General features: G+C 34.9%; 19 protein-coding genes. 2 read left to right on the top strand and 17 right to left on the bottom strand.

What is annotated here, in order from left to right; translation table 11 throughout:
* Positions 1-106 precede the first annotated feature (106 nt).
* The 16 genes from ON07_RS00260 to ON07_RS00185 all read right to left on the bottom strand — a co-directional run bounded on the left by ON07_RS00260 (position 107) and on the right by ON07_RS00185 (position 17,858).
* Positions 107-628: a peptide-methionine (S)-S-oxide reductase gene (locus tag ON07_RS00260; protein ID WP_010227243.1), complete on the bottom strand. Its 522-nt coding sequence runs from the start codon at positions 626-628 to the stop codon at positions 107-109.
* 59 nt (positions 629-687) lie between these two features.
* Positions 688-1,635, bottom strand: coding sequence for an EamA family transporter (locus tag ON07_RS00255; protein WP_010227242.1), 948 nt, complete (start codon positions 1,633-1,635; stop codon positions 688-690).
* Positions 1,636-1,762: 127 nt separating this feature from the next.
* Entirely contained in the window at positions 1,763-2,380 is a 618-nt protein-coding gene (locus tag ON07_RS00250; RefSeq protein ID WP_010227240.1) for an arsenate-mycothiol transferase ArsC, read from the bottom strand.
* A 109-nt stretch (positions 2,381-2,489) separates the two neighbouring features.
* A complete protein-coding gene (locus ON07_RS00245) occupies positions 2,490-2,963 on the bottom strand; it encodes a DUF6428 family protein (RefSeq protein ID WP_010227238.1) in 474 nt (157 codons plus the stop codon).
* A 21-nt stretch (positions 2,964-2,984) separates the two neighbouring features.
* Positions 2,985-3,317: an ArsR/SmtB family transcription factor gene (locus tag ON07_RS00240; RefSeq protein WP_010227237.1), complete on the bottom strand. Its 333-nt coding sequence runs from the start codon at positions 3,315-3,317 to the stop codon at positions 2,985-2,987.
* Between the two features lie 537 nt (positions 3,318-3,854).
* Positions 3,855-4,454 (bottom strand): fasciclin domain-containing protein, encoded by a 600-nt coding sequence (locus ON07_RS00235; protein WP_010227235.1) that lies wholly within the window; start codon positions 4,452-4,454, stop codon positions 3,855-3,857.
* A gap of 230 nt (positions 4,455-4,684) precedes the next feature.
* Positions 4,685-5,140, bottom strand: coding sequence for a J domain-containing protein (locus tag ON07_RS00230; protein ID WP_010227234.1), 456 nt, complete (start codon positions 5,138-5,140; stop codon positions 4,685-4,687).
* Between the two features lie 121 nt (positions 5,141-5,261).
* Positions 5,262-6,602 (bottom strand): DEAD/DEAH box helicase, encoded by a 1,341-nt coding sequence (locus ON07_RS00225; protein WP_010227232.1) that lies wholly within the window; start codon positions 6,600-6,602, stop codon positions 5,262-5,264.
* Between the two features lie 118 nt (positions 6,603-6,720).
* On the bottom strand, positions 6,721-7,713 hold the full coding sequence (lpxD, locus tag ON07_RS00220; protein ID WP_010227230.1) for a UDP-3-O-(3-hydroxymyristoyl)glucosamine N-acyltransferase: 993 nt from the start codon (positions 7,711-7,713) through the stop codon (positions 6,721-6,723).
* A 125-nt stretch (positions 7,714-7,838) separates the two neighbouring features.
* Positions 7,839-9,689 carry an alkaline phosphatase D family protein gene (locus tag ON07_RS00215; protein ID WP_010227229.1) on the bottom strand — a complete coding sequence of 617 codons (1,851 nt, stop codon included), beginning with the start codon at positions 9,687-9,689 and terminating at the stop codon, positions 7,839-7,841.
* Between the two features lie 143 nt (positions 9,690-9,832).
* Positions 9,833-10,360 carry a hypothetical protein gene (locus tag ON07_RS00210; RefSeq protein ID WP_010227228.1) on the bottom strand — a complete coding sequence of 176 codons (528 nt, stop codon included), beginning with the start codon at positions 10,358-10,360 and terminating at the stop codon, positions 9,833-9,835.
* Between the two features lie 100 nt (positions 10,361-10,460).
* Positions 10,461-11,408 (bottom strand): bifunctional helix-turn-helix transcriptional regulator/GNAT family N-acetyltransferase, encoded by a 948-nt coding sequence (locus tag ON07_RS00205; protein ID WP_010227227.1) that lies wholly within the window; start codon positions 11,406-11,408, stop codon positions 10,461-10,463.
* A gap of 96 nt (positions 11,409-11,504) precedes the next feature.
* Positions 11,505-12,911, bottom strand: a complete 1,407-nt coding sequence (locus ON07_RS00200) for a pyridoxal phosphate-dependent decarboxylase family protein (RefSeq protein ID WP_010227226.1) — start codon at positions 12,909-12,911, stop codon at positions 11,505-11,507.
* Between the two features lie 97 nt (positions 12,912-13,008).
* Positions 13,009-13,959, bottom strand: coding sequence for a bifunctional helix-turn-helix transcriptional regulator/GNAT family N-acetyltransferase (locus tag ON07_RS00195; protein ID WP_010227223.1), 951 nt, complete (start codon positions 13,957-13,959; stop codon positions 13,009-13,011).
* A gap of 111 nt (positions 13,960-14,070) precedes the next feature.
* On the bottom strand, positions 14,071-16,887 hold the full coding sequence (locus ON07_RS00190) for a M16 family metallopeptidase (RefSeq protein WP_010227222.1): 2,817 nt from the start codon (positions 16,885-16,887) through the stop codon (positions 14,071-14,073).
* Positions 16,888-16,970: 83 nt separating this feature from the next.
* Positions 16,971-17,858 carry an alpha/beta fold hydrolase gene (locus tag ON07_RS00185; RefSeq protein ID WP_010227221.1) on the bottom strand — a complete coding sequence of 296 codons (888 nt, stop codon included), beginning with the start codon at positions 17,856-17,858 and terminating at the stop codon, positions 16,971-16,973.
* Between the two features lie 145 nt (positions 17,859-18,003).
* Here ON07_RS00185 and ON07_RS13945 point away from each other — a divergent pair, with 145 nt between their 5' ends.
* Positions 18,004-19,020, top strand: coding sequence for a DUF3095 family protein (locus ON07_RS13945; RefSeq protein ID WP_237708805.1), 1,017 nt, complete (start codon positions 18,004-18,006; stop codon positions 19,018-19,020).
* The gene (locus ON07_RS16775; RefSeq protein WP_237708804.1) at positions 18,992-19,168 is read left to right on the top strand and encodes a DUF3095 family protein; all 177 of its coding nucleotides are present in this window, start codon (positions 18,992-18,994) and stop codon (positions 19,166-19,168) included. Before ON07_RS13945 ends, ON07_RS16775 begins: the two co-directional genes overlap by 29 nt.
* 82 nt (positions 19,169-19,250) lie before the next feature.
* Here ON07_RS16775 and ON07_RS00175 read toward each other — a convergent pair whose 3' ends face one another.
* Positions 19,251-20,681, bottom strand: coding sequence for a spondin domain-containing protein (locus ON07_RS00175; RefSeq protein ID WP_010227220.1), 1,431 nt, complete (start codon positions 20,679-20,681; stop codon positions 19,251-19,253).
* Positions 20,682-20,811 lie beyond the last annotated feature (130 nt).

Raw genomic sequence — 20,811 nt, 5'->3', positions numbered from 1 at the left:
AACCTCTTTTTTAAGCTAACAAATTCTCGACTGCGCTCGAACAGACAAAACGAGATATTTTAACTTTTTGAAAATTAATAAAATAAACAATAAAAATCGTATGTAGTTATCTACTGACCTCTATTTTATTTAATTCTGAAGTCACATTAGCTGAAAACTGCTGCAATAAAATTTTTAGTTTAGGAGCTATAAATGTTTTGCAAAAAGGTTTTTGAGGATCTCGTAAATAATAATTATGCAGTGCTTCTCTGGAGGCTTTAAATGCTTTGAAGGGATATACTTTAGTGATTAGTTGATTGGCAAACTCTACCTGAAGATTTTCTATAGTCTTGATAGCTTCCATTTTCTGATCTTCAGAATAGGTATAAACCGCAGATCTATATTTAACCCGCATACTATGATTGGAAGTGCTTTTGTGGGTATGAAGATGAATTTCTATAAGTTTATTTAGTGTTATTGCTTCAGGATTAAAGTGAACCACCACCGCTTCAGAAAAATTGGAATGCTCACCTTTGGATGCCACGTAGCCCTGTTCTATTTTTTCAACTCCAATTAAAGTTTGAAAAACAGCTTCGGTACACCAATGGCAACCCCCTCCTAATGCAATTTTTACTAAAGAACTCGGCATCTAAATTTAATTGTGTGCTATAATTTAAAGAATCAAGTCTGAAAAAAGGAAACTTTTTTCTATTCTATCTCCACCTTACCAGGTTTCATCCTACCTCTAAATCTAGATAAAAGAATCAGTTTCTTTTTGGTATTTATAAAATATACCCCGGTTAAAAGCACAACAGCTGCAATAGAAGATTGTAGGGTAATTTGTTCATTTAGAAAGAACCAACCTAAGCTCATGGCAATTATAGGATTTACATAGGTGGAAGTAGCAACTTTTTCCGGAGATACCACCTTCAGCAGATAATTAAAAGAAGTAAAAGCAACAATACTCCCGAAGAGAATTAATAAAATCATAGAGATTTGTACTTCCCCACTCCAGGAATTTGGCCACGACCAAGATTCGCCAAATAGAAAACTAGCAAGCATCAACATAATTCCCCCAAAAAACATCTGATATCCTGTATTCACAAAATAGTTTGTAGGAAGGTCTGCTTTACCAACGAAAATGCTTCCGTAAGCCCAACTCAACAAACATAGAAAGATCATGCCCATTCCAATTAAGGAATTTTCATCACTTATTATTTGCTTCTGACTCACCAAGAGAAACATTCCAATAATTCCTAAACCAACTCCAATTAAAGACATGGTTTTTATCTTTTTTCCATGCAGCACACGTAAAAGAAATAAGACGATCAAGGGTTGTGCAGAGATTTCCAAAGCTGCAAAGCCGCTGTCTACAAATCTAAGTGCCCACACCACAAAGCCGTTACCAAAAGTTAAAAATAGAAAACCTACGATAATGGTGTTTTTTAGCTGTTTCTTAGTAATTGAAAGACTGATCCCTAAAAACTTACAAAGAATAAATATCAACAGCCCGGCTGTAATAAAACGGATGGCTGCCAGCATAAATGGTGCTAACTCGGATACCGCAATTTTATTTAAAAGATACGTAGATCCCCAAATTACATAAATGGAAAAAAAGCAGAGTATTATTAGTACGGTATTGGGTGTCTTTCCCATTTCTTTTCTGATATAAATAATGAGCAAAAGTAAGATAAACTAACATTAAAACTGCCTTCGAAAATTGGAGAATAATCAAAATTAATAATAATGGAATGTTTAGATTAAAACCTATAATTTCTCTTATCTAATTATTTTTGATTTCTGAAAAAACATATTTCAATTCTGTTGCTATTTGTAAACTTCTTTCCTCATACACTTCTTTTTGCCGATTAGTTCCATCTGAAACTTTCGGGTCTTCAAAAGTAATTGGGATACGTTTCTCTGCTCCGGTGATCATCGGACAGTTACCATCGGCATGAGAACACGTCATAATTGCTGCAAACTCTGACAAGGGATTAAAGTTCGAATCATAGGTTTTTGAAAAACCGATAATTGGATGTTGATTATCGGCGTATTTAATATTGTAAATAGGATTAGCTCCTTCAGCAATAACGTCTATATTAAAACCTGAATTTTTTAAAATTTCAGCAACCATAGGATAGAGTGCGGTTGCCTCTGTCCCTCCGGAATAGCAAACTACTTTACGGAGATTATAATATTCAGCGATTGCCTGTGCCCAAACTTGCGAAAAATGACTTCTTCTGGAATTATGAGTACAAATAAAATTTAATCGTATTTCACTTTTAGTATCAATTTTAGCTTGTATATAGACTATTAATGGGGCTAATACTTGTTTACGATCTTGGGAGATAGAAGTAAGATCTAAGGACTTTATTACCGCTGCTATTTTTGAAAATGTCATTTTGTAATTTATAACTTTGAGGATTTATAATTGGATCTCTCCCTTCTTACCACTATTATTAATGTCACGACTACGCTCAATATGGGCTAATAAAGTCGATATATTTTAACTAGCAACAACCAGATCCTGGAGCACAAGAATTAACTTCTTCCTTCTGGAGTTGGGATAGATTTCTCTTAACCTTTTCTTGAGGGACTCCGCAATTCTCCTTAGCAAGACAATCCGTAAGTTTAGTAGTCAAAAGGAAATTATCCCCATTAAAATCCAAGCCGTATTTTCCAATTGTTGATCCTTGGTATTCTACTTCGATCTCCAGATCTTCCATTCCCAATACTTTTTCTGAAAGCTCAATGATACTCACTAATTTTTCAGGATGTAATCTATGGTCGTAATCATTCGCTTCCCAAAGCTGAAAATTAGCTACCTCTTCCCTTCTAACCGTTCCGCCACAATCTATAAAGTGCTTGGATACTTTTCCTACTTCGGTAACGTGAAAATGCCGTGGCACTAAACTGCCATCAGGCAATTCAAATGCGATTTTCTCTAATTGACTTAGTTTCTCTTTTATTTGTGATAGTTTCATAAAAGTCTATTTTAAATTAATCTATTTACATTTTGTGTTTTTATCAGAATCTTGTTCTAAGAATTGTTTAAATAATCCGAGCGCTTCATCCCATTTTTCCTTATTGATGCAGTAACACACACTGGTGCCCTCTACATTCCCTTTTATTAAACCTAAATTTTTAAGCTCTTTTAAATGTTGGGAAATAGTAGGTTGGGCTAAACCTATTTCTTGAACAAGGTCTCCACAAATACACGTTTGCTTTTTAAAGATATGCTGAAGAATCGCAACCCTGGCAGGATGCCCAAATGCTTTGGCAATTAATGCGATCTCATTTTGCTGATCGGTAAATATTTCAGATTTAGTAATTCCCATAACACTTAATTATTACATAGCAATATTACGATTAATATGTTTAAATGAAAAATGTTTTTAATAGAAATTTATATTAGCTGTCTGTACTAGAGCTCAGTTGGCTATCATTCTGAAGGTAGCGTTTCGAACTGAAGAATCTTCAACCAAAGAGAATCATCTCATTTAAATCAGATCCCTCTTCCGTCGGGATGACAATGGGTAGTGTTGCTTGTCATTCTGAAGGCAGCATAGCGGATTGAAGAATCTTCAATCAACCAGATTCATCTCATTTAAACAGATCCCTCCTCCGTCGGGATGACAATGGGTAATATTCCTTATCATTCTGAAGGTAGTGTTACGAACTGAAGAATTTCTTTAAAAATGAGATTCCTCGACTTTCACGATAGCTATAGAGACAAAATGACGATAGAGTTAAAAATTATTAATAGTCTTAATAAAATCAACTCTCATGTTTTTGTCATCTTGAGCTTTTCAAAAAAACTTATGCATAAAAAAAAGCGACCCGTAAAGAGTCGCTTTTTTTTTCTAAAGGTTGAATTATGCTTTAGGTAGCATCACCGTATTTACAACATGGATCACACCGTTAGATTGATTTACATCTGCTATAGTTACCATAGAAGTCCCTCCATTAGCATCGGTAATTACTACATTACTTCCTTTCATCATTGCCGTTAGCATTCCACCATTAACAGTAGTAAACATTGCTTTTCCATTTCCTTTTTTAATTGCATTTACAATATCCATAGAAGAAAAATTTCCTGCTACTACATGATACGTAAGTACATTTTGTAGTTGCATTTTGTTTTCCGGCTCTAAAAGAGTTGCTACAGTACCTGCAGGTAATTTATCGAAGGCAGCATTTGTTGGAGCAAAAACAGTAAATGGACCATCACCTTGCAAAGTGGTTACAAGATCTGCAGCTTTTACCGCGGCTACCAAAGTTGTATGATCTTTAGAATTCACAGCATTTTCAACGATATTCTTTGTTGGATACATTGCTGCTCCACCTACCATCACGGTCATGTCTTTAGACATATTCATATCATCCTTCATGGCTTTGTCCTTAGAAGAAGAACATGCTCCCAATGAAAGAATTGAAACGAATAAAAATGCTTTAAAAATGTTTTTAGTTTTCATAATTGTTGATTTGTTATTGTTATATGTGTCTAGATAAACGCATATTAAACACGGGCGGTTTTAAATTGAGGCTTATTTGGCCTTTCTTTAACTTTTGATTAATGAAGAATCATAAGAAGTATCAACTTTTGTAAAGCATCAAGTCTTTTGAATTAGATAGAAAAGATTAGAATCAAAAAACCCAAAGATTTGCGGTCTTTGGGCTCTAATAAATTATGTGTTTTATAGTTCTAAGCTGGTTGAAGCTCTTGATCTTTCTTAGACTTTCTATAAAGAAAAGAAGTAAAAATGTTTCTTTTTGCAAATCTAAATTGCCTGTCAGAATTTATAAGCTTCACAAATAAAGCTTTATTTACTCCAAAGTATTCGTAAGTAGTACCATCTGTAAAAGATACTTCTAAAACATTTCCTTTATGTTGGAAATCTGCGATTCCAGCTTCAGAAGTCGTTTTGTTATATTCCTCAAGATTAGCAGCTTTAGTTTCTGGAGCGATACTCACTAAAAAGTGATACCCATCGATTATCTGCTTGCTTTTAATTTCAGCTTCGGCGTGTTTTTCATCACTTTCCTGAAATTTATCCGGATGCCATTCTTTTACCAGATTTCTATAAGAAGTCTTAAGTTGTTTAAGATCGTAGCCCTTTTCAACATTAAATAATTTCTTGTATTCGTTAACACGCTTCATAAATGCCTCATTTTAAATAAGGCGCGAAATTACTCTTTTTATTTCAATTATAGGAATCTAAATTTGAATGAAACTAAAACTATATTTCATTGTGAAAAATACTCACCCGTTAAATTCAAAATTAGCGTTTCTTTTTCTTAGGTACATCAGCTTCTAAAACCGGAGAAATTTTGTGTTGTAGCACATAAGAAGCAAGCATTTTTTCTATTAATTCTTCTTTGGTTAAATGATGAAAAATAGTCTTTACACCCTCTTTTAATGTTGAAGAGATATTATGATTCGGCTTCGTTTTAAAGATCTGTTTTGCCCACAATAAAGTGTTATTATCTTCTACACTCTGAGCATTCGGTTTGGAATATTCTTTAAAGACGATCCCTAATTCATCTTGAAATTCAGCTATATCCGGAATTTCCTCATTTTGAATCACGGTTAAAGCATAGCCCTTTGCTCCTGCCCTAGCCGTTCTACCGCTTCTATGCACATACACTTCATATACATCCGGCAAATGATAATTTACCACATAGGAGATCTCTTTAACATCGATTCCACGAGCAGCAAGATCTGTAGCAACAAGAATATTTATATGCCCTTCCCTAAATTGCTTCATGATGCGGTCCCGAATTGGTTGTGACAAACTCCCGTGTAATGCACCCGAAGAAAATTTATTGATCGCTAAATTCTTGGCTAATTTATTAACGGCAGCTTTGGTTTTACAAAATATAATTCCGCGTTCTCCATCTTTAGAAGATAAGAAATGCATTAAGACCTCCAATTTCTCGATAGGCTCCACTACCACAAATTCATGATTTATTTCTTGATTCCCCACAGTCTCCATGTTGGCACTTATCTGGATTACATGTTTGGACATATAATTCTGAATAAGCTGTTTTATAGTTCCCGGTAATGCTGCAGAGAACAATAAGGTTCTTCTTTTCTTGGGAAGTTCTGCTACGATCTCATCTAAACCATCTTTTAAAGAAGTCACCATTTCATCGGCTTCGTCTAGGACCAAATAATTAACCTTGGAAAGGTCTATAGCTTTGCGTTTTATAAGATCTATAAGTCTTCCCGGAGTTGCAATTACAATATGTGTAGGTTTTGTTAAGCTTTCAATTTGTGGCTTGATTGGAATTCCTCCACAAGTTGCAGTAATTTTTATGTCTGGTGAATTAGTCGCAAAACTCTCCATATTACTAAGGATCTGATGTCCTAATTCCCGAGTTGGAACTAAAATTACCGCCTGAATATGGGTTTCTTCAGTATTTATTAGTTGAAGCAATGGCAGTCCAAATGCTGCAGTTTTTCCGGTTCCGGTTTTAGCTAAACCTACAAAATCATCAGATTTAGAAAGAAGGATAGGAATGGTTTTTTCTTGTATCTCTGTTGGAACAGCGATATTTAATTCCTCTAAACTCTTAATAATTTCTGCTGATAAACCTAAACTTGAAAACTGATTTGACATATAATAATTTTTGGCAAAGGTAAGTACTCTTTTCGCTTCTAAGCATTGAAAAATCAGCCATTATTTTCTTTGGAAATTTGGCTGCAGAATAATCCTTTAAATTGGAGTTTTAAATTCCTTAGTTTTTAACAAGGTTTCTTAGTGCAATCCATTGCTTAAGCATATCCTTGGAATCGCAAGCCGGATAGCCCAAAACAGTTTTCCCGGCAGCAACATCGCTCATAACTCCGGAACCTCCACCTACCACAGCACCGGAATGCACCGTAGTATGATCTTTTATAGAGGCACTCCCACCTATAATTACTCCATCTCCCAGGGTTACAGAACCTGCAAGACCACTTCCTCCGGCCATGATGCAAGAACGCCCCATTACCGAGTTATGTCCTATCTGCACCAGATTATCGATCTTACAGCCATCTCCAATAACAGTAGAACTAAATTTTCCACGATCCACACAAGAATTTGCTCCAATTTCTACTTGATGGCCAATAACTACATTTCCAATTTGTGGGATTTTAACAAGTCCGCGACCATCGTCACTTGGTCTATATCCAAATCCATCAGATCCTATACTCACATTGCTATGGAAAATACAATGGCTACCTATTTCTGTTCTTTCTCTGATAACGGTTCCAGACCATATGGTAGTGTTATTTCCGATGCTTGTATCATCTAGAATGGTCACATTAGGATATAGGAAAACGTTATCTCCTACAATTACATTTTTCCCCACATAACACCCTGCTCCAATAACAGAGTTGGCTCCTATTTTTGCCGTTTCATGAATACTTGCAGTGGCATGGACGCCAGGTTCCAATTTTGGCTGGCCCGGATTGAAAGCTTCCAATATTTTAACCATTGCCAAATCTGCATTTTTAACTCGTATTAAAGCTTGTCCTTCCTCTGGTTCAAGCGCTATATTGTCGTTAATTATAGCGGCCATTGCGTTAGAAGTATTCCAGATCTTAATATATTTTCTATTTCCTATAAAAGAAATATGGTCATTTTTAGCACGTTCCAATTGCTCCGGTCCAGAGATAAGTAAACTCGTATCGCCAACCAGTTCTCCATTGACTAGTTCGCTTAATTCAGTAATTTTGAGGGTTTTCATTATATAGGGTATTTGTAATTGTTAGGGTTAATTTGAAATAAAAAAAGGGATTATTTCCAGATTGCAAAGGTACTTCTAAAAAACTATAAATTATTGGTTATCAATTAAATAGTTATTTGATCAAATTAGTTGCTTTTTAAAACTCTCATTCCATGTGGAATTGGAGGTACAAAGGTTTTCTTCTCCTTTTTTGCCGTTTTTACTATTCTATAATAATCGTTATCTGGTAATTTCTTGTCGAAATCTAATTCTAAGTAGTGTTGTTCCAATTGATCATTCGACTGATTGTAAATAAAGGTATGGATCTTTGTTATTTTGTCTTTCTCAAATTCGATCGCCCCAAAATTTTGAGCTACTATAGATTTTCTAACCATCGGGTATAAACTGGCTCTTTTCCCTTCATAATTAAAGTCAATAAAACCATCCCCAATATTTTGGCTTTCAAGCAGTCTAAATATAGATTTTGAAATTCCTGTTTTAATAAACTCATGAGAAATTCCGCTAGCCACCACTTCGTATCCCAAAATCATTGTTTCGGCAATATCGTGTTTACTATTTCGCTTAACATTGGTATCTACCCAAATTTCAATTAATGCAGATTTGTGCACATCTCCACTTACAAAAATGGGCTTGATGTCTCTTTCTATTCTATGCTTTACCAATAAAGCTATTAGTCGATCTCTTTCAGCAATATTATTTTTGGAAGACCAGCCATCTCTAACATCATCCCGTAATTCAGGCTTAAATAATTTGGCGACATCTTCAATAAATTTTAATGGTCTTAAAGTAAGAGGAATGGAAGTGATTAATATTATTTCCTGATCTCGTTCTAATTTATCGAGCCAGCCCTCAAAATCTTTCCATTGCTTCTCTCCCAACACTTGATTAGAATTTATATCTCTCGAGCTTCGAAGATCAAACACATAGCCTTTTTTGCCATTTACTTCGAAAGCATATTCCATGGACTTGTTTTCTTCTAACAAGTCTCTAATTTCTTCAGAAGATTTATTGGAAAGCAATAACTGATGCTCTAAAAAAGCCTGTTTCCCTAAATTATAGTGGGTTTTTAAAAATGGATTCATGATTCCATTTTCATATTCATCTTTCTGCGATCCCCAACCATCTCTTAACTCATGATCGTCTATAGTGCTTAACGTGGGTAATTTGCTATGAGCCGCTTCAATTTCATTAAAGGAATAAGAGGCATTATAAAGCTTGTTTAAATATTGAATATAATGCGATTCAGAGTTATTGAAAGGCAATGGGCGTCTCTTTGTTTCCCATGCCGATAAGGGATGAACAACGTCATTTTTCATCTTCTCACCATACCCGGCATCTACATACACCTGATCTCCGGTAGTGATTATTAAGTTTGGCGCTCCTTTTAAAAGGGTGGAATCTTTAATTCCGTTGAATTGATATTCCTGTTTCACCTTTATTGAATCTTCAAATTGAACAGCTTGTTGCATTGCAACATTTTTGAAAAGAGAACGTAATTGAAAACTGGAGTTTTTCTCACCCTCAAAAATTTCGGTTACTGGAGTTCCATCGTCTTTATATGCAATATGAAAAGGCTCCATACAGCCATACAACAATATGGAAAAGTTATCCTTGGAAACCGCATTATAAGTTCCGGGATGGAGTTTTCCGTAGTTTATACATTCTTCGCTAACTCCACAAAATTCTACTGTAACCACATCAGATTGAATAACTATCACTGAAGTATAAAATGGAGGATCCAAACTAAACTCTTTAATAATAACATTCGAGGTATCGCGGATGTTCCCCTTAGGATATTCTGCGGATCCTTTTACCCAAATTCTATTATTTCCTTCGGCAGGGAATGCAACACGAGCATGAACCTCTTTGTATTCGTAACCTTTTGAAGGCTCACTATCGGGAAATTTGATCTGTGCAAAACCTATTTCAGAAAAAAAGAGTGTAATACATGAAAAAAGAAATAGGGTGTTTCTCATAACAGGGAATTAATATATAATTGGGCTATATGTTTTTATTGGGACACAAGATAGTCCTAATTAATAAAGTATGGAAGAAAGCCTATCTCCGGAATAAATGATCATTTCGTATTGCTGCGAGTATAAGATTGAAATAGAAACTTCTAATCCAATCCCTGCAAAATAAAATTAGAACTATGAGCTTTTAATAGTTCCTCGTAATAAAGTTTAATAGCAACTTTGGAAATGGCTCCAAGAATCATGATACCAAGAAATAATAGACTAATAGCCAAACAAATTCCGGAAACAAATGGAATTTTAAATGAAATAATTACTCCAATGGCTAAAATAATTATGATTGTGAATACCGTTTGAAATGATGAAAAGTTTTCAAGCACTTTGGCCATTCTCTCTGTTTCCTTCTTTAAAAAAATAGCCTTATCCTTATTGTAAATGCCTTCGGCTGAAATAAAAAGTTTAGTATTAAAATTCCGATAAAGGAATCCTCCAAAAATTATTAGAGAGCCAGTAATCATACATCCAAGCAAGAGACCGTTGAAAAATAAGTTTTCAGAATTAAAACTGTAAGAAACGGCGGCTACACTCAGTAGAAACACACCTAATACTATAAAATAGAGACCAATCTTTTTCTGGGTAGCAATATAATTTTGAAGCGATATAAAAGGATCCATCGAAATTTATTAAATATGATTGAAGCGAAAAATTAAATATATTCTTGAAATATAAACAGTTTTCTAAACATAGTCATTAATCAGCAGTTTTATAAGCAACTTAGAATTTTAATTCCATCTGAATATTACAGCGCTCATAAGGCGTTGGTGGCCCAGCAACTTTTTTAAAACCTAACTTGTGATAAAGACTGATTGCCGGGGTTAATTTGGTATTGCTTTCCAGATAAACATTTCTAGCATTTAAAGATTTTGCTTTCTTTACAACCGCTTCTCCTAGCAACCAGCCAATCCCCTTTCCTTTAGCTTCGTCTGAAACCGCCATTTTAGCTAATTCATAATCATAATCCGGGTGATCCATCTTTAATAAGGCACAAACTCCAACCAAATTTCCGTTATATAATGCAATAAATATATCCCCCCCTTTATCTAAAATATATTCTTTTGGATGATCCAAAGCCTTACTGTCCGCCTCTTCTATTTTGAAGTATTTTTTAATCCAATCTTCATTGAGTTTTTTAAAACCCGATCTGTATTTACTTTCATAAGGAACTACGGAGACATTTTTCATCTCTCTTATCTTTTTCTGATCCTGTACGCGTTTTAGCAAAGATTTACGATCTAATAAAAATTCAAACTCATCCATAGCCTTCCAAAGATTGTTTTTTGTTTGAGCAAGTGCCTCTTCAACAGCAAAGTTTACATCTAGATATTGATCTTCAATTTTAACTGCTATCCTCTGTCCTTTTGCCGTGAGCTGAACAATATTTTTTCTACCATCTTCTTTGTCGCTAGTCTCCATAACGATCCCCTCTTTAGCCATCTCTCGTACTATTTTACTTACTGAAGGATGGGAATGACCAATTATTTTGGCAATTACAGTAATAGATTTTCCTTCGCTTTGTGAAAGCACATAGAACACCGGAAACCATTTAGGTTTCAAATTTACTCCGTACAACGAATAGATCTGTTTAGCATCTTCCGTTATTTTCTCGCTTAGCATTCTAAGCCTACTGCCTAATGCTACATTTCCAACTTGATTATAAAACATATAATATTAATTACGTAACTGGTTACACAAATATAATAAATCTCTTTAAATTTTTATAAACACCCTCTAAGAAAAAAACATTGAAATTAAGAATCCCTAACTAACATTTTCACGAACCTCGCTCAAAGCTTTCTGAAAAGAATTTACAGCAATTCGAATATCTTCCTCTGTAGTAGCCCAAGAACAGATACTTACTCGGATTATTTTTTTTTCATTCCACATAGATCCACCAACCCAGCAATCATTGAGTTTTTGGATTCTGGTTATAGTTTTATTTGTAAGCTCATCTGTTTCACATTGAACTATCACTTGATTGAAAACAACTTCATTTAGCACTTTAAACCCGGGGACAGACCCAATCTTTTTGCTAAAATTTACAGCATGTTTATGAAGTCCCCAGATCATTTCATCGATTCCCTTTTTACCCAAATATTTTAGTGTTGCCCATAACTCGATAACTCTTGCTCTTTTGGACATTTCTGGTGTAAAATACATTCCATCCCTTTCGTCCCCTTGAATAATATATTCTCCTGTCATGTGCAAGGCTGCGATTAGAGCTTCCCTATCTTCACACATTATGATCCCCGAATCGTAAGGAGTATTTAAGGTTTTATGACCATCTACGGCCCAAGAGTTTGCATGTTGCATATCCAGTGTAAGGTATTTAAGATCCTTTACAGCTTCTGCCCATAATCCAAAAGCACCATCTATATGAACCCAAGCTCCTACTTCCTTAGCCATTGCACAAATAGTTTTAAAATCCTCAAAAGCACCACTATTTACATTGCCCGCTTGTAATAGTAGTATAGAGCTACTGTCCAGCTTCGGAATTTCATCTGGAATTATCCTACCTTGGGAATCTACAGGAACCCACTCAATATTCTCTTTTCCAAATCCTAGAAGTCCAACTGCCTTGACAACTGTTGAATGCGCCTGTTTGCTAGTTATAATCCTAAGTTTTGGTGCTTCAAAAAGTCCTTTTTCATTAATGTCCCAATCCAAATTTTTTAATAACCTATATCTGGCGGCTGCAAGCCCACAAAAAGTAGCCATAGAAGTACCACTAACAAATCCAACAGCCGATCTTTCTGGCAATTTAAATAGATCTATTAGCCATTTTTCTACAATAACTTCAATTTTAGACGCAATAGGAGAAAGCACTTGCAATGCAGTATTCTGATCCCAAAACATGGAAAGGTTTTTTGCGGCTAAACCTGCTGGTACTGCACCTCCATTAACAAATCCAAAATATCTCCCACCCAATTGTGCAATGGTTGCAGGAGAACCATATGCATGAAGCATCTCTATTATTTTAGATCCATCAGTTGAATTTTCGGAAAGCGACTCTTCAAAATGCATTAGGTTTTCAAGTGCTTCTTCAGATGGAAATACGTTTCTATCCATCACTTTATCCATATAATCGAATGCATATTTTTGTGATTTTTTAAATAAATCCTTATCCTTCATTTCGCTAAACATAGCTTTCTGAATAGTATTTTCCATAGTAATATTCTTATTTTATAAGCTGTTATTTAAATATGAATTTTCATATTGAAGCAGCATATATTCATCCTAATTTTCTCCAATTATTGCTATAGCTCTAAAGCTCTATGCACATAATTTTTTCTGTTCTCGCTAAAACCTTCATTTCGTTTGGAGGGACACTATCTTTAAACCCGAGTTTATAATACAAATTATGGGCTTGAGGTAAACTTAAGGTCGTTTGTAACCAAAGTTGAGATGCTCTGTTCTCTTTACAACGAGATAGACAACGTTCAATAAGTTTGGTAGCAATTCCAAGGTTTCGATAATTTGGATGAATAAAAAGCTTGGCAAACTCAAAATTGTTTTGATCTAATCGTTTTAGAGCAACACACCCAACAACTTTATCTTTATAAATCGCGAAAAATACAAATCCACCTTTTAACAAATAAGCAAGATCGGGATTGTGTAAGGTAAATTCATCTTCCGCTTCTAATTTCCCGTCTAGTATTCCAATTAACCAATGCCCTGCTAATTGAAAGAAGTAAGCCTTTAATTCCGGCTTATAATCTACCACAGATACTTTATCAAAATCTTGTTTTTTTACCCTTTCATTAATTGGGTTAAAATTGATCTCATCATCTATTCTATTAAGAATATTAATAATATCAGGATGCCCTGCTTCAAAAATATTTTTTAAAGATTTTGAGAATTTTACCCAAAGAGGTTCTAATTTTTTTTGCAATTCCTTACCTAAATGAGAAAGAGAAATTAGTTTAGAGCGTTTATCATTTGGATTCTTTTCTATTAAAATGAGTTTTTCTTTATCTAATTCCCTTAGAACATTTTTAACAGTGATATGCGAGAATGCCATTTCGCTCGCAATTGCAGTCACAGTTAACGGCTCATCTGTCTTGGATAAAATATAATAAACAGGAAACCAACTAGCTTTAAAACTAAGACCAGCTTCCTTGTAGATCTTATCACCATCTATATATAGCTTTTCACTTATTCTTCTAAATCTAGAAGCTCCCGCTAGATGGCCTACTCTATTAATAGTCTTTCCCATAATATTTATAAAAGTCCTTTTGCAAATATATGAAAGTACTTTTATATATTTATTGAATTAAAAAAAAATGCAGCCTATTGTGACTGCATTTAATTATAAAAAGGAAATTATTTATAATTGATTTCCATAGATATCCAATTCAATTACCTCTTTGCCAAGCTTTTTAACTTCTGCTAATTGAGTTGCTTTATCTCCAACAACTACATAGATCATATCTTCTTCTTCCAGATAATCTTCGATTACATCTTTAAAATCTTCTAAAGACATCGCCAACAATTCTTCTTGCTTATCCTTAATAAAACTCGAAGGTTTGTTGTATTTGCTTATATCTCTAAGAATTCCAAGTTTCGCACCTAAACTTTCGAAAGCCCTTGTGTTCTCTTTTAATAATTTGTTTTTTGTAAGCTCCATTTCTTCTTTACCGAATTCGTCAGAATAATTTTCCACCATCTCTTCAATAATTTTTAGGGATGCTAAAGTTGCATTGGCTCTTACACTAGAGGTAATATAAAAAGGCGACACTTCAAGATTCTCTGAGATTCCTGAATACGCTCCATAGGTATATCCTTTTCCTATTCTTAGTGTTTGAAATAAACGTCCACTGGAACCTCCACCTAAAATCTCATTTGCGAAGGCTAGTTTATTTGCATTCTTATCTGTTGCAGCTAATGCTAATTTTCCAATCAAGATTACCGATTGTTTAGCTTCGTGAAAATTTATAAAATATAATGTTCCAGCTTCTCCTTCTGAAGTAATTTTAGCTTCAGGCAAATTAACTGCTTTCGTTGTCCAGGATTGCGCTAAGCTATTTAATGCTGAATGAACCTGCGCTTCTGAGATTGCACCTGCAATATGAAAAGATGCATTTTCCGGAGACAATTTTTTATAGTATTCTTTTAGATCTTCTAAACTAATGTTAGCTATTGTTTCCAAGGTTCCAGAACCGGGAATCCCAAAATAATGTTCAGGTCCATATAATAACTTATAAAAAGCCAGGGATGCAATTGATGAAGGATCTGCCTCCCTACCTTTTAAATTCGTTTCCAAAGCCGATTTCAATCTGATATACTCCGCTACATCCCAACGTGGTTGTAATAAAATTTCTTCCACCAATTTTATAGTGCCCTCAAAATTCTTCGTCAAACTGGTACCCGAAATATGAAAATCTTCATTGCTACTAGAAATACGGATGTTCGCTCCAAGTAAGCCAATAGCTTCTTCTAATTCGGCAGGAGTTTTCGTAGCCGTTCCTTCCATCATTAAATCACTCAACAGATTAGCAACTCCAGCCTTGCCTTTAGGATCAAGTTTTTGTCCTCCGGGAATAGTGATATCAAATTGAACTAGCGGAACCTCTTGATTTTCTATTCCATAAATTTCCATTCCATTAGCTAATGAAGTTGTCCAAACTTCTGGAGTTTCAAATAAAGGTAAATCGCCAAACTCAGGTTCACTACGATCGTATTTACTTAGAGTTTTCTCGTAAACAGCTTCTTTTCCTTGTTCTACTTCTTCGCTTGCAACATCCTGCTTTACCTCTTCTATCCAAACTTCTGCTTTCGTAGTTCCTTCTAATGCCAATTCTAGTTGACCCTTAGGAACTACACTTGTGCTTAAATAATTCTTGTCCTTAATATATTTATTATAAACCCTCATAACGTCTTCTCGGGTTACAGCGTTCGTAAGTTTTGCAGTTTGAGTGATATAGCCGGGATCCCCATTAAACTCATTATCCTGCACTAATTGAAAAGCCTTATTTAAAACAGTGCTCACTCCCTGATACAAGCCGGTTTCTAATTCAGCTTTAATGCGTTTTAACTCATTATCACCAAATCCTTCTTTTTCAAATTTTTCGAAGCCTTTATCGATAGCCAACTTTACTGAATCTAGATCGGTATTAGCATTTGCTCTTACCCTAATTATAAATTCTCCTGCCAATTCACTACTACTTTGATACGTTCCTACATTAGGCGCAAGTTTCGCTTCTTCCACAACGGTTTTGTATAATGGAGATTTTTTACTTCCGCTTAATAACTGACCTAAAATCTGCAAGGCATACCTATCTTTATTATAATCTTCCACCGTTGGAAACACCATCCTTAGTTCCGGCAGTTTCGCAAAGCTATCTTCAAAATAAAATAGTTTAGATTTAGATAAACTTACCGGCATAGGTTCTAATTTTCCCACTTCTGGCCCAGACGGAATTTCACCAAACCATTTTTCTATTAATTTTTTAGTTTCCTCTATATCAATATCTCCTGCAATTACCAAGGAAGCATTAGATGCTCCATAATATTTATTGTAAAACTCTTTTACATCGTCTATAGTTGCTGCTTGAAGATCTGGCAATTGCCCGATAACGGTCCAATTATATGGATGCTCTTCAGGATATAAATTCTTGCGTATAATTTCATCGGTATAGCCATACGGTGCATTATCTACACGCTGTCTTTTCTCGTTTTTCACTACTTGCTTTTCGCGTTCCAAGGCAGACTCTGTAACGGTATTTATCATATACCCAAACCTATCGGAATCTATCCAAAGGATTTTTTCGAAAGCATCTTTGGGAACAACTTCGTAATAAACAGTTCCATCGCTCCAAGTTCCTCCGTTTCTACTTCCACCCCATTCCGGGATCATTTTCCTGTTTGCGCCTACAGGTACATTTTCAGAATCATTAAAACTCATATGTTCAAAGAAATGAGCAAATCCGGTCTTTCCTGGCTTTTCTCTATTTGAGCCTACATGCATCATAGTCGCTACAGCAACTATAGGATCGCTATGATCTTCATGCAAAATCACCTCCAAGCCATTGGATAATGTGAATTTCTCGTATTCAACTTTAAAATCTGTTGCTGAATTTTCTTGGGAAAAGGAATATGAGCTTATTAGAAATACTGAAATCAGTAGATAATTAAATAATCGCATTTAGCTATTTTTTATGATTAAAGCTTAAAAATAGTGATTATTTAAGAATTGAATTCCTGAATATTAGAGAGAAAAATAAAAACTCAGGGGTTTTTAAATTTAACTAGATCGATCATTTCTAAAATCAAAGGTTTTACCAAATCGGATCGTCTATAGGAAATTTCATGACCTACATTTGGTACCCTTATAATTTTAATGTTTTTGAAATGTTTTTTGGTGTAATTGACATTGCCATAGGGAACTATATCGTCTTTATCTCCATGAATATGTATTACAGGAACCCTAACCTTACTCCAATCTTCTTCCAATTGCTTTAATTCTTCGGCATGAATCGTTTTTTCATCTCCCGCAACTCTATATCCTCTTGGTACTAACCATCTGGTTGCCCACCACTGTGTAAGTCGGGAGCCCCAAAATTGTCTTTCCTGTTCAGAATCCATAGCGCTACTAATTAAAATTACCCCTTTTACGTTCTTATTAAGTACTGCTAATCTAGCCGCAATTGGGCCACCATACGAAGTGCCCACAGTAATGACATTTTTTAGATTATATGCATTAATTATTGAATTTATCACTTCGGCCTGAAGTTTTATAGACGGCATCGATTTTCCAAAATTAGAATAGCCTAAGCCGGGTCTATCCATTGCCCATAAATTGGCATTTTCAAGCAATAGAGAATCATTTAAATAACTACTCCAAGAGGATAATGAACTGGGAGAGCCATGAAAAAATATGACATTAATATCTTTTTCATTTTTTGCTATCTTAAGAATCCGGATTTTTGCCTTTAAACTATCTACTTCAAAATAACTGATTTGCGGTTCTAATTGGGATGCTTCAAATTTTTCCTGAAGTTCTTCATCAGATTCTCTGTATTGTAATCTCGTACATGAGGTATTTATTGCAAGAATTGCTAATAAAAAGCAAATAATTAGGTTGAATTTCAAAATTTCACAGCTATAACTCCTCATATAGCTAAATTTAGCTATAATTTATAGATCTCTGAGTACCAACTTGTCATGTTTGCTTCATCTAATTGATTAAAGTTTTCACAAACAGAATTTTCTAAAAGGACATTTCAGATATATTTGTAATTAGGCAGTACCCCAAAAGAAAATGAGCGAGAATAAATTCTTTTTTAAAAAATTAATACCACACAAAATTCCTCTTAGAAAACTATTGAGAGATGGTCGTTTATTTGAAAAAGTCCCTGCAGACTGGCACATTATTGTTGCAGATATCGAGGAATCAACTGAGGCTATTGCAAACGGATTACATAATGAAGTTAATCTTGCTGCCACAGGGAGTATTGTTTCGGTTTTAAATCAGCTTAAAAAATATAAAAGTAAAATTAAGGTGCCTTACTTTTTTGGTGGAGATGGTGCTACATTTATTGTTCCCCCTTCAACGCAAAAAGATTTAATGAATGTATTGAACAAACAAAGACTTCATGTAAAGAAAAATTTAAAATTAGATCTAAGAGTTGGTTCTATTCCTGTAAAAGATGTGTATAGAAAAGGTCACAGACTGCGCATAGCAAAAATTAGATTGAATGATTATTTAATTACTCCTGTTGTCCTTGGAACTGCACTAAAATATGCCGAAAAGGTAATTAAAAATACTTATGAGGAAGATCCTAAAGAACTAATTACCAGAAAAAAACTGGATCTTACCGGGATGGAATGCAGATGGGACGAGATTGAGCCTCCAAAAACCAAACAAAAAGTTGTTTGCTTATTAATTAATTGTGATGATGATAAATTACAACGAAAAATTTATGAAGAAGTAATCACTAAGTTAGATCGCATTTTTGGAGATCTTCATGAAAGGCAGCCTATAAGTACCATCAAATTACAATTAGATACAACTATAGCGAAAATTAGAAAGGAAATGTATGCGCGTATCGGGAAATACAATGTGATCTATTTATTTAAGAATTGGCTGGTAACGGGATTTGGAAAGTATTATTTTAAATATTTTGAAGAAGGAAAAAGTTATCTTTTTAAGGTTAGTCAGTTGTCTGATACTCTTATGATCGATGGCTCCATAAATACAGTGATCTCCGGAGATCAGAATCAAATAGACAGGCTTATTGCTTATTTAGATGAAATGGAAGCGAATAAAAAAAATTAATTATGGGATTCATGTAACGCACGCCTCTGTAATGTCATGTTATGTTGAAGATAGAAAAGATAATCATATCCATTTTGTAGATGGAACAGATGGTGGTTATACCGCCGCGGCAAAGATCTTTAAGACCAAATTGAAACTGGCGTATTAAAAAACAAATGACTTTTAGTTAATAAAAAAGGACTAACCATAAATTGGCTAGTCCTTTTTTATTATTTGTATGCTATAAAACCTTAATTAGAAGTTGAGCTTATAGTAACTTTAATTACTGAAGCAGTTGCCGGAACATTGTCAAAATTTGCCGGATCAATCAATCTAACATTGGTATTAGTATCTACATCCCCTGTATTTAAAGCCGTTTGTCTAATTACCTGAAATAAACCAGCCCCTGGATATTCATCAGCTTCGGTACCGGCATCGTAAAGGAAAACCTGCGATGTAAAATCTCCATTTATAGCCACTCCATTTTGAAACAACGGAATTCCATTTGGACTAAAGGCATAAAACCAGTCGTTACTTTGTACAAACATGGTTGCAAAAGATAGATTCTCCCCTTCTGATGCTGTAAAGCTAAACTCATATTTCTCTCCAGGACCTATTGGGCCGGGAGTTGTAGATCCATCTGGAGTATTAAAAGCAGCCACTTCATTAACTCCCGACTTAGAATTTAATGCGCTTACCAAAGTTGTAGGTACACCATCTTCAGCAATTTCTTCTAAACCTTCATCTAGATCTTGAGCATTGCTTTGATAAATTGGTTGTGTTCCATTATCATGAACAACATAAATTCCGGGAGAGAGCGGTATTGTTAAACCGGTTACACCGTCCGTATCTGTGGTTAGGTCAGCCGCTACTCCATCTTCGGCAATATTCTCCACTCCTTCTACACTTGCCACTAATCCTGCAGCAGAGGCTGCTTCTCCTTCAACAAAAAACGGAGACGAAGCTGTGTGAACAGCATAAACTCCCGGAGAGATTGGTACTGCTGCCGTGGTACCGGCACCCAAAGCTGGCGTTGCTATGGTAGTAGAAGTAGAAACATTTTCAATTCTTACCTTAAAGCGAGCAGCTCCAATATTTTCAATGGTAACCATAATCACTTCATCTACATCTGGAATTTGATTTCCAAATGCATCTGTATTATTCGTAATTTGAGTAACCACTCCATTTTCATCTTCCCCTTCATCCTCAGCATCCGTATCCTGTTGCGGTTTCTGATTTGGTCCTCCGGTTTCTTCATTAACTTCGGTTCCTGCATCCCATAAGAGAACTTGATCTGTTACATCTAGCGGTGCATTCGCTCCTATTGGATCTCCATTGGAATCGTATAATGCAATCCCTTCTTCTGCAGGGGCAAAAAAGAGGTCATTTGATTGTACGAACATGGTAACAAATGAAAGTTTTGTACCCCCATCGATAGGAAGAACAACCGGACCTGCATTTATTTCAAATTCATACGCATCTCCGGGAGATAAAGCTGCGGGTTCTGTAGCATCTACAGGAGTATTAAATACTCCCGACTCAAAAATTGGCTGGGCCATACTAACATTCTCAATGGTAACCGTAAAATCTGCAGTCCCATCTCCACCCGGAGGCTGGTTTCCATTGTCGTCATCATCATTATTACATGCACCAAAGGCAATAATCACACCTAGTAAAAGCAATTTTAATTTTTTTCATAACGTGTTGATTTATATTAGTTTACGATTTAGTTATACTAATTATAACAGCACATTAATCAGATTATTATTTTAAAAATCAGGAATTGGATAAAAGAATATTTTATTCGATGAA

This window comes from Gillisia marina (genome assembly GCF_000258765.1).
Lineage (GTDB): Bacteria > Bacteroidota > Bacteroidia > Flavobacteriales > Flavobacteriaceae > Gillisia > Gillisia marina.
This window is presented reverse-complemented; position numbering and strand designations above follow the sequence as displayed.

Excerpts from the sequence above, each read along its gene's own strand:
- ON07_RS16775 (WP_237708804.1), top strand. The coding sequence starts at position 18,992 with ATGAAATGGAAGCGAATAAAAAAAATTAATTATGGGATTCATGTAACG.
- ON07_RS00235 (WP_010227235.1), bottom strand. The coding sequence starts at position 4,454 with ATGAAAACTAAAAACATTTTTAAAGCATTTTTATTCGTTTCAATTCTT.
- ON07_RS00225 (WP_010227232.1), bottom strand. The coding sequence starts at position 6,602 with ATGTCAAATCAGTTTTCAAGTTTAGGTTTATCAGCAGAAATTATTAAG.
- ON07_RS00240 (WP_010227237.1), bottom strand. The coding sequence starts at position 3,317 with ATGGGAATTACTAAATCTGAAATATTTACCGATCAGCAAAATGAGATC.
- ON07_RS00255 (WP_010227242.1), bottom strand. The coding sequence starts at position 1,635 with ATGGGAAAGACACCCAATACCGTACTAATAATACTCTGCTTTTTTTCC.
- ON07_RS00215 (WP_010227229.1), bottom strand. The coding sequence starts at position 9,689 with ATGAGAAACACCCTATTTCTTTTTTCATGTATTACACTCTTTTTTTCT.
- lpxD (WP_010227230.1), bottom strand. The coding sequence starts at position 7,713 with ATGAAAACCCTCAAAATTACTGAATTAAGCGAACTAGTCAATGGAGAA.
- ON07_RS00260 (WP_010227243.1), bottom strand. The coding sequence starts at position 628 with ATGCCGAGTTCTTTAGTAAAAATTGCATTAGGAGGGGGTTGCCATTGG.
- ON07_RS00230 (WP_010227234.1), bottom strand. The coding sequence starts at position 5,140 with ATGAAGCGTGTTAACGAATACAAGAAATTATTTAATGTTGAAAAGGGC.
- ON07_RS00205 (WP_010227227.1), bottom strand. The coding sequence starts at position 11,408 with ATGTTTTATAATCAAGTTGGAAATGTAGCATTAGGCAGTAGGCTTAGA.
- ON07_RS00245 (WP_010227238.1), bottom strand. The coding sequence starts at position 2,963 with ATGAAACTATCACAAATAAAAGAGAAACTAAGTCAATTAGAGAAAATC.
- ON07_RS00200 (WP_010227226.1), bottom strand. The coding sequence starts at position 12,911 with ATGGAAAATACTATTCAGAAAGCTATGTTTAGCGAAATGAAGGATAAG.
- ON07_RS00185 (WP_010227221.1), bottom strand. The coding sequence starts at position 17,858 with ATGAGGAGTTATAGCTGTGAAATTTTGAAATTCAACCTAATTATTTGC.
- ON07_RS00195 (WP_010227223.1), bottom strand. The coding sequence starts at position 13,959 with ATGGGAAAGACTATTAATAGAGTAGGCCATCTAGCGGGAGCTTCTAGA.
- ON07_RS00250 (WP_010227240.1), bottom strand. The coding sequence starts at position 2,380 with ATGACATTTTCAAAAATAGCAGCGGTAATAAAGTCCTTAGATCTTACT.
- ON07_RS00190 (WP_010227222.1), bottom strand. The coding sequence starts at position 16,887 with ATGCGATTATTTAATTATCTACTGATTTCAGTATTTCTAATAAGCTCA.
- ON07_RS00210 (WP_010227228.1), bottom strand. The coding sequence starts at position 10,360 with ATGGATCCTTTTATATCGCTTCAAAATTATATTGCTACCCAGAAAAAG.
- ON07_RS13945 (WP_237708805.1), top strand. The coding sequence starts at position 18,004 with ATGAGCGAGAATAAATTCTTTTTTAAAAAATTAATACCACACAAAATT.